The following is a 12,256-nucleotide window of genomic DNA, read 5'->3' on the forward strand; positions in this document are numbered from 1 at the left end:
CGTCATGAGTCTTTTCGGCCGCGCGCTCGCGGACGGCGACCGGCTGGAAGTGGCTGGAGCCGTCGTCCGCCTCAAGGTTCACCGCGGTGCGCGCCGGGTCTCCCTGCGCCTGGATCGCACCAAGCGCGAGATCGTCGCCACCGCGCCCACCCAGCGGCGGCTGGCCGAGGCCGCGGCCTTCGCGCGTGACCGCGCCGCCTGGATCACCGAGCGGCTGGCCGAGCTGCCGCAGGCCGAGGCGGTGGCGCCTGGCATGACCATCCACCTGTTTGGAGAGCCGTGCAGCCTGGAGGCCAGCGACAAGCCGGCGCGCCTGCATCTCGCCACCGGCGAAATCCCGATGCGGATCACCGCGCGCGGCGAGGGCGCGGTCTACGCCAACGCCGTGGTGCGGATCATCCGGCGCGAGGCGCTGCGGGTCTTCACCGAGCGCACCGCCTTCTATTGCGAGCAACTGGGCGCCAAGCTGCCCAGCGTGACGATCATGGACGCCCGCGCCCGTTGGGGCTCCTGCCGCCCGGGCCTGCCGGGCAAGCCGGCGGCGATCCGCTATTCCTGGCGGCTGGCCTTGGCCCCGTTCGAGGTCGCCGACTATGTGGCCGCCCACGAGTGCGCCCACCTGCTGGAACTCAATCACGGCCCGCGGTTCTGGGGTCATGTGAAGACCCTGGTCGGCGACGAGCGACCGCACCGCGCCTGGCTGCGGGCGCAGGGCGCGCGGTTGCACGCCTTCGGGCGCTAAGCCCCTCAAGATTACCGCGAATTATCTTTGCAGCGGCGCGTCCAGGCGACAGAAGAAAGCGTGACGGACAGGCGCTGAAGCCTTCGTCGCCCTGGAGCTTGCCGCGTGATCGTTCTGGCCGCCGCCACGTCGCTGACGATGGCCGCCCCCGAGTTGCCGCCCCTGCCGCCGATCCGCCGCGACCCACAGGTCATCTATGTGGATCGCTCCGGCGCGGTGCTGGGCGTTCGCGGCGGGCGCTACGCCCCGCCGGTCGACTTGGCCAAGCTGCCGGCCTATGTGCCCGCCGCCTTCATCTCCATCGAGGATCGGCGGTTCTACACCCACACCGGGTTTGATCCGGTCGGCATCGGCCGCGCGATCGTGGCCGGGGTCAGCGAAGGGCGCGCAACCCAAGGCGCGTCGACCATCACCCAGCAGCTCGCCCGCAATCTGTTCCTGAACGCCGACCGCACCGTCGAGCGCAAGGCCAAGGAGCTGGTCTGGTCGATCCAGCTCGAGCGCACCTATTCGAAGAAAGAGATCCTCTCGCTCTATCTGAGCCGGGTCTATTTCGGTTCCGGCGCCTATGGCCTGGAAGCCGCCTCGCGCCGCTACTTCAACAAGCCCGCCTCGCGGCTCTCGCTGCGGGAGGCCGCGACCCTGGCCGGGGTGCTGAAATCACCGACCAACTACAATCCGGTCGAGCAGCCCAAGGCCGCCGCCGAGCGCGCCGCCCTGGTGCTCGACGCCATGGTCGACACCGGCGCCATCACACCGGCCGACCGCAACAAGGCGATGGCCGCGCCGCTGAAGGTCTGGAACTCCTCGCCGACCGCGCCGGCCCAGTATTTCGTCGACTGGCTGGACGCCCAGCGCCGCCAGATCTTGCCGCAGCCCAAGCAGGACACGGTGGTCGAGACCACCCTCGATCTGCCGATGGAGACCGCCGCGGCCGACGCCACCCGCGCCGTGCTGGCTCGCTACAAGGCCCAGTCGGTGAGCCAGGCCGCCCTGGTCGCGGTGGACGGGCAGGGCCGGGTGCGGGCGATGATCGGCGGGGTCGACTATACGGCCGGCCCCTACAACCGCGCGGTCACCGCCCGGCGTCAGGCGGGCTCGGCCTGGAAGCCCTTCGTCTATCTCACCGCCCTGGAGGCCGGCGCGACGCCCGACATGCTGGTGGTCGATGAGCCGCTGACCATCGGGACCTGGTCGCCGCAGAACTACGCCGGCGGCTATCTCGGCCAGATGACGCTCGAGCAGGCGGTCGCCCAGTCGGTGAACACGGTGGCGGCCCGCACCGCCGACGAGGTCGGACGCGGCAATGTGGCGGCGACGGCCCGCCGGCTTGGCATCGCCTCGCCGGTCAACACCGATCCGGCGATGGCGCTTGGCACCACCCTGGTCTCGCCGCTGGAGATGACCCAGGCCTATGCGGCCTTCTCCAACGGCGGCGCCCGCGTCGCGGCCTACGGCATCGAGCGTATCCGCACCAATGGCGGCCAGCTGATCTATCAGCGCAAGGCGCAGCCCCAGGCGCGGGTCATCGCCAATCCGGCGCTCAGCGACATGAACCGGATGCTGCGCTCGGTCGTGGCCTCGGGAACCGGCGGCCGCGCGAAGATCGCGGGCTATGACCTGGCCGGCAAGACCGGCACCACCAGCGACTACAAGGACGCCTGGTTCGCCGGCTATAGCGGCGGCTTCACCACGGTGGTCTGGATGGGCCGCGACGACGCCGCCCCCATGCAGCGGATCACCGGCGGCGGGGCGCCGGCCGAGCTCTGGCGCGGGTTCATGAGCGTGGCGCTGAAAAGGGTTCCGGCCCAGGCGATTCCCGCCGGCCCGGCCGCGCCGTTGATCGCGCCGCCGCCGGTCGAGATCCTGGCTGCGCCGGTGGAGCAGGGGGCCGCGCCGCAGCCCGAACCCGCCGTCGAAACGCCGGAAGATCCGCCGATCGGGAACTGAGCCGAGGCCGGCTCAGCCCGCATGGATCAGTACGGCACGTCTTCCGCCGGGGCCTTCTCGGGCGGCGAGGCGGGTTGACCGCCGCCGCCGCCGCCGATCGCGTCGGCGATGCCGTCGACCAGATCCCCGATCGGATCGGCGCCCGCCGCGAGCGGCGGCTCCACGGTTCCGCCGGGAATCGGCTGGGCCTTCAGCTTGGGCAGGGCGGCGGACATGAAGTCGCGCCAGACGGCGGCCGGAGCGTTGCCGCCGGTGACCCGCTTCATCGGCTTGTTGTTGTCCTTGCCGACCCAGACGGCGGTGACGAAGCCGCCGGTGTAGCCGACGAACCAGGCGTCGCGATAATCGCTGGTGGTGCCGGTCTTGCCGGCGATGTCGTAGCCGGCGACCTTGGCGCGGCCGCCGGTGCCGCCGTTGATCACCTGGCGCATCATCTGATTCATATATTGTAGGGCGGGCGAGCCGATCACCTGGCGGCGCTCACTCTTCTCGACGCTGTGGTCGTAGAGGATTTTGCCGCTGGCGGTGCGGATCCGCTGGATGCCGTAGCCCTTGGCCAGGAAGCCGCCGTTGGAGAAGGGTGCATAGGCCTGGGCCATTTCCAGCGGGCTCACCTCGACGGCGCCCAGCGCCATGGAGGGATCGAGCTGGATGTGGGACTTGATGCCGAGCCGTTGGGCGGCGGCGGCGACGTTGCCGGTGCCGACCTCGTTGGCCAGCCGCGCGGCCACGGTGTTGATCGACTGGGCCAGCGCCGTCTGCAGGGTCATCGGGCCGCGAAAGTCGTTGGTGTAGTTCCGGGGCGACCAGTTGCCGATCTTGATCGGCTCGTCGACCACCATGTCGGAGGGGGTGCGGCCCGCCTCCATGGCGGCGAGATAGACGAACGGCTTGAAGGCCGAGCCGGCCTGGCGGCGGGCGGTGGTGGCGCGGTCGAACTGGCTGTCGGTGTAGTTCGCGCCGCCGACATAGGCGCGGATGCGGCCCTCGCCGTCGATGGCGACCAGCGCGCCCTGCTCCACGCCCTGGCCCTTGCCGGCCTCGATGCCCCGGCGCAGGGCCTGTTCGGCCGCGGCCTGGATCGGCAGGTCGAGGGTGGTCTCGACCACCAGATCCTCGGTCGGTTCGCCGACCAGGCTGCGGACCTGATCATCGACCCAGTCGGTGAAGTATTGCGCGCGCTGGTTGGCCAGGGTCGGGTTGACCCGGACCGGGGTCTTGAAGGCCGCGTCGCGTTCCTGCGGGGTGATGGCGCCGATGCGGACCATCTCGTCCAGCACGATGGTCGCCCGGCGCTCGGCGCGGTCGGTGGCCGAGACCGGCGAATAGCGGTTCGGACCCTTCATCATGCCGGCCAGCAAGGCGCTCTCGCCCAGGGTCAGCTGCGAGGCGGGCTTGCCGAAGTAGCGTTGCGAGGCCGCCTCGATGCCGTAGGCGCCGCCGCCGAAATAGACCCGGTTCAGATAGAGGGCGAGGATCTCCTTCTTGGAGAACTTGGCCTCCAGCCACATGGCCAGGATCAGTTCCTGGGCCTTGCGCCGATAGTTCTGGCTGGGCGTCAGGAAGAGGTTGCGCGCCAGCTGCTGGGTGATGGTCGAGCCGCCGCGCAGCGGGCCGCCCTTGTTCTGCATGTTGTAGATCTGCGAGCGCGCGATGCCCCACGGGTTGAACCCGGGGTGCCAGTAGAACCAGCGGTCCTCGATGGCGATGAAGGCCTTCGGCACATAGGGCGGCAACTTGTCGAGGTCGATCGGCGGCGCGTACTGGCTGCCGCGCACCGCCACCATCGCGCCGGAGCGGTCGAGATAGGAGATCGAGGGCTGGCGCTCGACGTCATAGAGCTTCGAAGTGTCCGGCAGATCGACGGCGAACACCGCGAAGAAAGCGGCCACGAAGATCAGGCCCCACACCCCCAGGACCGCCGTCCAATAGAGGAGGGCTTGAAGGGGAGTGCGCTGGGCCGGCCGGCGAGGGCCCGGTCCTGGTTTGGCCATGTGTCGTCCTAAAGGTTCGCCTTACGCCCCGCCTGCGGCGAGGGATCTCTCAGCCGAACCAGAGGCGCGACATGATTGACGAGAAGTGAACAATCTCTGCTTTCCGGACCAGCGAGGCCCGTCAATGACGGCGGGATGCGGCCAAATTTCGGCCTTGCGGTCCAAGCGGGGTGACCTTGCGGAAGGCTTGACCTGGAGGCGGCGGGAGGCGAGAGGCGCTCTTCTCGTCCGCGCGGCCGACATCAGTCTGCGATCACATGGGTATGCGAGACGCGTTCCGCATCTCTTCATTTTCGCATAACCGGGTTGCGAAAAAAGCGGTTGCCGGTGATCTTAACAGTGTTATCTTAGCGTTGCTTAGTTCAGCTCGTGCAGTCGGTGGGGATACCGGTTGCTGATCCCGGGATGGCGCTGAGCCGGACCTTTCATCGGGTTCGCCTTTTCTCCCCGAAACGCTGGAGGGCTTTCCATGAAGCTCCGTACCTTTGCGGCCGCCTGCGCCGCCCTTGTCTCCGTCTCATTCGCCGGCGCGGCGTTGGCGGACGATCCGATCACCGCAAAGCTGCAAGCCCCGGTCGCGGCCAAGACCAAGTTCATCGCCGGCGGCGCTGTCTTCATGTGCGAAGGCGACACCTGCCTGGCCGCGGCTCCGTCCTCGCGGACCTACGCGACCTCGACCTGTAAGGAACTGGCGAAGACCGTCGGGGCCGTCGCCTCGTTCGGCGGCGCTCGCAAGCAGCTCGAAGCCGACAAGCTCGAACAGTGCAACGTCGCGGCTCTGCCGGCCCAACAGGTCGCCAACCGCTGATCTAGTGGATCCAGGTTCGCGCTCATTCTAGGCGCGCCTCCCAGCCGCTAGTACTGTCGAGCCTGCAACTGCAAGGGCGTCGGGGCCATGTCTCCGACGCCTTTTTCTTGGCCGAGGCTCCCTGACGCTTTGCCTATGGCGCGCGTGCACGTAAGAGACCGCCCGTAATGACCATCCTTCGCCGCCAAACCACCTTGCCCGCCGCGCCCGCCGCGGCGGCCAGCCTGATCGAGCCGTTGCTGACCGAGGTCGCCGGTCCCGGCGCCGAGCCGGTCTCCCTGACGCTTGATTATGGAGCGCCGGCGGCGCCTGGCGTGGCGGTGACGGTCGAGGCGAATGTCGACCGCGCGACCCGAACCCTGGTCTTCGCCTATGGGCGTCTATTGTCCGCGGACGGCTCGGTTCTGGCCACCGGATCGGCTGTGTTCCGAAAACCAGCCCCGGTTATCAATGCCGGATAATACAAGGTGTCGCGGCCCGTTCGGTTGCGGCGCCCAAAAACGCGTGCTATCAGGCGCGCGGCTTCGGGCCAGGGGCTTTTCCAGTCCCGATGGCCATTGTGCTTTTCCAAGCGCTTTCAAGCCTTTAGGTCGCGGTGAGGAGTTCCTTCACAGCGGCTTTTTGCGCGCACCGGGCGGATAAATAAGTGGCGGACGATTCCAAGGCTTCGAATGTGGGCGGCAGATATGCCCTTGCCCTGTTCGATCTCGCGAACGATGAGAACAAACTGGCGGCCGTCGAGGCCGACCTGAAGGCGCTGAAATCTATGAGCGCCGAGAGTAAAGACCTGCGGTCTTTGCTGGCCTCCCCGGCGTTCAGCGCCGAGGACAAGGGCAAGGCGCTCGCCGCCTTGGCCGTGAAGGCGAAGTTGAATCCTGTCACCCGGAAGTTCCTGGGGTTGCTGGCCGCAAACGGCCGCGCCTCGGCGTTGCCCGCGGTGATCACGGCCTTTGAAACTCTGTCGTCGGACGCGCGTGGCGCGGTTTCGGCGCAGGTGACGACGGCCGTCCCCCTGACCGCCGCCCAATCCAAGGGTGTCGCCGCCGCGTTGCGAACCGCGCTCGGCAAGGACCCCGAAATCGAGACCCGCGTCGATCCGTCCCTTCTGGGCGGTATCAAGGTGCAGGTCGGTTCCCGTCTGTTCGACGCTTCGCTCCGTTCGAAGCTCGACTCCCTCAAGTTCGCCCTGAAGAGAGCGTAAGCCATGGACATCCGCGCCGCCGAGATTTCGGCAATCCTCAAGTCGCAGATCGCCAATTTTGGCGAAGAAGCCGATGTCTCCGACGTCGGTACGGTTCTGTCCGTCGGTGACGGCATCGCCCGCGTCTTTGGTCTCGACAACGTCCAGGCGGGCGAAATGGTCGAGTTCCCGAAGGCCGGCGTGAAGGGCATGGCCCTGAACCTGGAAAGCGACAACGTCGGTGTCGTTATCTTCGGCGACGACCGCGCGATCGCCGAAGGCGATGACGTGCGTCGTCTGTCGGAAATCGTGGACGTGCCGGTCGGCAAGGGTCTGCTCGGCCGGGTCGTGAACCCGCTCGGCGAACCGATCGACGGCAAGGGCCCGATCCAGAACGTGGCCGAGCGTCGCCGCGTGGACGTGAAGGCGCCGGGCATCATCCCGCGCAAGTCGGTGCACGAGCCCGTGCAGACCGGCATGAAGGCCATCGACAGCCTGATCCCCGTCGGCCGCGGCCAGCGCGAACTGATCATTGGCGACCGTCAGACCGGCAAGACCGCCGTCGCGATCGACACCATCCTGAACCAGAAGTCGATCAACGCCGGCGATGACGAGAGCGCCAAGCTCTACTGCATCTACGTCGCCATCGGCCAAAAGCGTTCCACCGTCGCCCAGATCGTCAAGACGCTCGAAGAGCGCGGCGCGCTGGAATACACCATCGTCGTGTCCGCGACCGCTTCGGAGCCGGCCCCGCTGCAGTTCCTGGCCCCGTTCTCGGGTTGCGCCATGGGCGAGTGGTTCCGCGACAACGGCATGCACGCCGTCATCATCTATGACGACCTTTCCAAGCAGGCCGTCGCCTATCGTCAGATGTCCCTGCTGCTGCGCCGCCCGCCGGGCCGCGAAGCCTATCCGGGCGACGTGTTCTACCTGCATAGCCGCCTGCTGGAACGCGCCGCGAAGCTGAATGAAGACAACGGTTCGGGCTCGCTGACGGCTTTGCCGATCATCGAAACCCAGGCCAACGACGTGTCGGCCTACATCCCGACCAACGTGATTTCGATCACCGACGGCCAGATCTTCCTGGAAACCGATCTGTTCTTCCAGGGCATCCGCCCGGCCGTGAACGTCGGTATCTCCGTCAGCCGCGTGGGCTCGTCGGCCCAGATCAAGGCGATGAAGCAAGCCTCGGGTCCGATTAAGGGCGAACTCGCCCAGTATCGCGAACTGGCCGCCTTCGCCAAGTTCGGCTCCGACCTGGACGTCACCACCCAGCGCCAGCTGGCCCGCGGTGAACGCCTGACCGAGCTGCTGAAGCAACCCCAATACTCGCCGCTGCTCGTCGAAGAGCAGGTCGCGGTGATCTACGCCGGCACCCGTGGCTACCTCGACACCATCCCGACCGCCCAGGTCGGCCGGTTCGAGAGCGAGCTGCTGGCCCGCCTGCACTCCAAGCATCAGGACCTCCTGGACACCATCCGCACCCAAAAGGAGCTGAAGGCTGACACGGAGACCAAGCTCAAGGAAGCGCTGGAAGCTTTCGTCAAGAGCTTCGCCTAAGCGCACGCTGGAGCATTAGGAGATGGCCAGCGTCAAAGAGATGCGCGATCGGATCAAAAGCGTGGAATCCACGCAGAAGATCACGAAAGCGATGCAGATGGTCGCCGCCGCCAAGTTGCGGCGCGCCCAGAGCTCGGCGCAGAACGCCCGGCCATACGCTCAGCGCATGGCCGCGGTGATCGCCAACCTGGCGGCGGGTGTGTCCGGTGACGGCGCGCCCAAGCTGCTGGTCGGCACCGGGCGTGATCAAAAACACCTGATCGTCGTTGCGACGTCGGATCGCGGCCTGGCGGGCGGTTTCAACACCGCCATCCTGCGCGCGGCCCGCGAACGCATCCGCAGCCTGCTCGCCGAGGGCAAGGATGTGAAGATCATCGCGCTCGGCAAGAAGGCCCGCGACCTGTTGCGCCGCCAATATGGCGACCGCTTCGTGGCGACGCATGAAGCCGGCGTTCCGTCGCTGGCGACCGCTCAGCCGGTGGCCGACAAGATCAACGAGCTGTTCGACGCCGGCGAGATCGACGTCGTCACCCTGGTCTACAGCCAGTTCAAATCGGTGGTCATCCAGACCCCGACTGTGCGTCAGCTGATCCCGGCCCAGATCGAAGCGGGCGCCGCGACGATCGACCTCAAGGGCGCGGCCTACGAATACGAGCCGGACGAGGAGCAAATCCTCGAAACCCTGCTGCCGCGTAACCTGACGATCCAGGTGATGTCGGCGATGCTCGAGAACCAAGCCGGGTTCTACGCCGCCCAGATGGCGGCCATGGACAACGCCACACGCAATGCGGGCGACATGATCGCCGCCCTGAACCTGCTCAAGAACCGTACTCGCCAGGCGCAGATCACCAAGGAGCTGATCGAGATCATCTCCGGCGCCGAAGCGCTCTAAACCGAAAGAGTCTGAACAATGGCTACGACCCCTAAGGCTCCCGCCAAGAAGCCCGCTGCTCCGAAGGCGACCGCTGCGCCGAAGGCTGCTGCTGCGAAGGCTACGAAGGCTCCCGCCGCCGCCAAGAAGTCCGCCGCGCCGAGCGCCGCCACGGGCCGCATCTCGCAGATCATCGGCGCCGTCGTCGACGTCGTGTTCGAAGGCCAGCTGCCGGCGATCATGAACGCGCTGGAAACCACCAACTTCGACCAACGGACGGGCGCGCCCTTCCGTCTGGTGTTGGAAGTGGCTCAGCACCTCGGCCAGAACACCGTGCGCACGATCGCCATGGACACCACCGAGGGTCTGACCCGCGGCGCTCCGGTGACCGACACCGGCCGCGCGATCACCGTGCCGGTCGGCCCAGCTACGCTCGGCCGCATCATGAACGTCATCGGCGATCCGATCGACGAAGCTGGCCCGATCGTCACCGACTTCTACGCTCCGATCCACCGGGAGGCCCCGTCCTTCGCCGAGCAATCGACGTCGGCCGAAATCCTCGTCACCGGCATTAAGGTCGTCGACCTGCTCTGCCCCTACACCAAGGGCGGCAAGATCGGCCTGTTCGGCGGCGCCGGCGTCGGCAAGACCGTGACCATGCAGGAACTGATCAACAACATCGCCAAGGCGTACGGTGGTTACTCCGTGCTGGCCGGCGTTGGTGAGCGGACCCGCGAAGGCAACGACCTCTATCACGAGATGATCGAGTCGAACGTGAACCAGGCCGGCGGCGGCGGCGACAGCCGTTGCACCCTGGTCTACGGCCAGATGAACGAGCCCCCCGGCGCCCGCGCCCGCGTGGCCCTGACGGGTCTGGCCCAAGCCGAGTACTTCCGCGACCAAGAGGGCAAGGACGTGCTCCTCTTCATCGACAACATCTTCCGCTTCACCCAAGCCGGCTCCGAAGTGTCGGCTCTGCTGGGCCGTATCCCGTCGGCCGTGGGCTATCAGCCGACGCTCGCCACCGAGATGGGCAACCTGCAAGAGCGCATCACCTCGACGGCGAAGGGCTCGATCACCTCGGTCCAGGCCATCTACGTGCCCGCCGATGACTTGACCGACCCGGCGCCTGCCGCTTCGTTCGCCCACTTGGACGCGACCACCGTGCTTTCGCGCGACATCGCCGCCATGGCCATCTTCCCGGCCGTTGACCCGCTCGACTCCACCTCGCGGATCATGGACCCGCTGGTGATCGGCGAAGAGCACTACGCCGTGGCGCGCCGCGTCCAGGAAACCCTGCAGGCCTACAAGTCCCTGAAGGACATCATCGCCATCCTGGGCATGGACGAGCTGTCGGAAGAGGACAAGCTGACCGTGGCTCGCGCCCGGAAGATCCAGAAGTTCCTCAGCCAGCCCTTCCACGTGGCCGAGCAGTTCACCAACATGCCTGGCGTGTTCGTGAGCCTCGAAGACACCATCCGTTCGTTCAAGGCGGTTGTGGACGGCGAGTTCGACCACCTGCCGGAAGCGGCCTTCTACAACGTCGGCACCATTGAAGACGCTGTGGCCAAGGCCGAACAACTGGCTTCGGAAGCCTAAAGCGTATGGCCGGGAAGCTTCACTTCTCCCTCGTCTCGCCTGAGCGCGAACTGTTCTCCGGACAGGTCGACCAGGTCGATGCACCGGGCGCCGAGGGCGACTTCGGCGTCCTGGCCGACCACGCGCCGTTCATGACGACGCTCAAGGAAGGCCGGGTCACGGTTTTCAACGGCGGCGCCACCACGATCTTCGCGATCGAGGGCGGTTTCGCCGACGTGACGCCGGACGGCCTGACCATCTTGGCCGAGCAGGCTCACGAGGTTACGGCTTAGGATTGATATTCGGCTGCACCCGACGCCGGTTAGGCGTCGGGGCGATCGCCGGTAAAGAGATTGGTGCGCGTCCGATCCGGCCGCGCACCGGGCATTTGCCTCGTTGAGGCCGATTGCTTCGCTAGACTACTTGCGGGGAGCGGCCACTTTCGAGTGTTATGCGCGACGACAAGTTTAGGGGACCCTGCCATGCGCACCGCCATCGTCAGTCTGATCGCTCTCGCCGGCCTCGCCACGGCGGCCAATGCTCAACCCGCGCCTGAAGCGGCTCCCGCCGCGGCTCCGGCGCCCGCCGCCGCCGAGCCCGCGCCCGCCGCGCCGGCCGCTGAAGAAAAGACCTATGTGCTGCCGACCACCGGCGCCGAAGGCCAGGTCATCGACCTCATCAACCGGGTCTGCAAACCCCTGGTGAAGGGCGGCAACCTCGACCAGCTCGCCGGCGGCCTGGGCTACAAGAAGAACAAGCGCGAAGGGACCTACACCGGGACCCTGGTCGCCAAGCCGTACACCGTCACCATCTGGCCGCAGGGGTCCAACAAGGACGTTTGCCGCTTGACGCTGAAGTACGGGATCAACGAAGAGAAGCCGATCATCGTCGGCCTGAACATCTTCTCGTTCCTGCACAAGCCGGAGCTGCTGCAACAGCGCAACGACTTCGTGCCGGCCACCGACTTCAAGCGCATCACCAATTCCTGGGAATATTTCACCGATCACGAGTCGACCGGCCTGGTGTTCCTGCAGCTGAAGAAGCCGGACGGTTCGCCGGTCGGCAAGGCGTGGGACGAGGCCGAGATCCTCTATTCGGAACGCAAGTTCTAGAACCAGTCCTAGCGCCGCCTTTCCGGCGGCCTATCTAAGTCAGGCGCGGGGGACGACCCCCGCGCCTTTGCTTCATCCTCGGGGACGACCCCATCAGCTAGGAGGCGCGAGCCATGGCTTGGGTCGTTCTGTTCGTTGCGGGCATCTGCGAAATCGGTTGGGCCGTGGGGCTCAAATACACTGAAGGCTTCACTCGCCTGTGGCCGACGGTGTTCACCGGCGTCAGCCTGGTGATCTCGATGGCCCTGCTGGGCATCGCGGTGAAGACCTTGCCGCTGGGCACCGCCTATGCGGTCTGGACCGGCATCGGGGCGGTCGGGACCGTCATCCTCGGCATCTTTCTCTTCAAGGAACCGGCCACCGTGGTGCGCATGCTCTGCGTGGGCCTGATCGTCGCCGGCATCCTGGGCCTGAAGTTCTTCTCGACCCCGACGCAGTGACGCAGCCCGATTGACGGGCGG

12 protein-coding genes are annotated in these 12,256 nt (G+C 66.8%); 11 read left to right on the top strand and 1 reads right to left on the bottom strand.

The features are described from left to right. Positions 1-4: 4 nt before the first annotated feature. Together ASE02_RS04575 and ASE02_RS04580 are read left to right on the top strand one after the other, a co-directional pair. Positions 5-742, top strand: a complete 738-nt coding sequence (locus ASE02_RS04575; protein ID WP_056731597.1) for a M48 family metallopeptidase — start codon at positions 5-7, stop codon at positions 740-742. Between the two features lie 105 nt (positions 743-847). Continuing rightward, positions 848-2,692 (top strand): transglycosylase domain-containing protein, encoded by a 1,845-nt coding sequence (locus tag ASE02_RS04580; protein WP_082601873.1) that lies wholly within the window; start codon positions 848-850, stop codon positions 2,690-2,692. Positions 2,693-2,718: 26 nt separating this feature from the next. Here the strand turns inward: ASE02_RS04580 and ASE02_RS04585 are convergent, their stop codons facing one another. Beyond that, positions 2,719-4,686 carry a transglycosylase domain-containing protein gene (locus tag ASE02_RS04585; protein WP_082601874.1) on the bottom strand — a complete coding sequence of 656 codons (1,968 nt, stop codon included), beginning with the start codon at positions 4,684-4,686 and terminating at the stop codon, positions 2,719-2,721. A gap of 469 nt (positions 4,687-5,155) precedes the next feature. Here ASE02_RS04585 and ASE02_RS04590 point away from each other — a divergent pair, with 469 nt between their 5' ends. The 9 genes from ASE02_RS04590 (at position 5,156) to sugE (ending at position 12,235) form a co-directional block, all read left to right on the top strand. Beyond that, on the top strand, positions 5,156-5,494 hold the full coding sequence (locus ASE02_RS04590) for a hypothetical protein (protein ID WP_056731599.1): 339 nt from the start codon (positions 5,156-5,158) through the stop codon (positions 5,492-5,494). Positions 5,495-5,661: 167 nt separating this feature from the next. Further along, the gene (locus tag ASE02_RS04595) at positions 5,662-5,955 is read left to right on the top strand and encodes a PaaI family thioesterase (RefSeq protein WP_056731601.1); all 294 of its coding nucleotides are present in this window, start codon (positions 5,662-5,664) and stop codon (positions 5,953-5,955) included. A 185-nt stretch (positions 5,956-6,140) separates the two neighbouring features. Beyond that, positions 6,141-6,695, top strand: a complete 555-nt coding sequence (locus ASE02_RS04600) for a F0F1 ATP synthase subunit delta (protein ID WP_056731603.1) — start codon at positions 6,141-6,143, stop codon at positions 6,693-6,695. 3 nt (positions 6,696-6,698) lie between these two features. After that, positions 6,699-8,234: a F0F1 ATP synthase subunit alpha gene (gene atpA, locus ASE02_RS04605; protein WP_056731605.1), complete on the top strand. Its 1,536-nt coding sequence runs from the start codon at positions 6,699-6,701 to the stop codon at positions 8,232-8,234. Positions 8,235-8,256: 22 nt separating this feature from the next. After that, entirely contained in the window at positions 8,257-9,126 is an 870-nt protein-coding gene (locus ASE02_RS04610) for a F0F1 ATP synthase subunit gamma (RefSeq protein ID WP_056731607.1), read from the top strand. Positions 9,127-9,144: 18 nt separating this feature from the next. After that, the gene (gene atpD, locus ASE02_RS04615) at positions 9,145-10,704 is read left to right on the top strand and encodes a F0F1 ATP synthase subunit beta (protein WP_056731609.1); all 1,560 of its coding nucleotides are present in this window, start codon (positions 9,145-9,147) and stop codon (positions 10,702-10,704) included. Between the two features lie 5 nt (positions 10,705-10,709). Further along, positions 10,710-10,976 carry an ATP synthase F1 subunit epsilon gene (locus ASE02_RS04620; RefSeq protein ID WP_056731611.1) on the top strand — a complete coding sequence of 89 codons (267 nt, stop codon included), beginning with the start codon at positions 10,710-10,712 and terminating at the stop codon, positions 10,974-10,976. Positions 10,977-11,165: 189 nt separating this feature from the next. Continuing rightward, a complete protein-coding gene (locus ASE02_RS04625) occupies positions 11,166-11,795 on the top strand; it encodes a hypothetical protein (RefSeq protein ID WP_056731613.1) in 630 nt (209 codons plus the stop codon). 113 nt (positions 11,796-11,908) lie between these two features. Next, positions 11,909-12,235: a quaternary ammonium compound efflux SMR transporter SugE gene (gene sugE / locus ASE02_RS04630; protein ID WP_056731615.1), complete on the top strand. Its 327-nt coding sequence runs from the start codon at positions 11,909-11,911 to the stop codon at positions 12,233-12,235. The last annotated feature ends 21 nt before the right edge of the window (positions 12,236-12,256 follow it).

The sequence above is a fragment of the Phenylobacterium sp. Root700 genome (assembly GCF_001429025.1).
Lineage (GTDB): Bacteria > Pseudomonadota > Alphaproteobacteria > Caulobacterales > Caulobacteraceae > Phenylobacterium.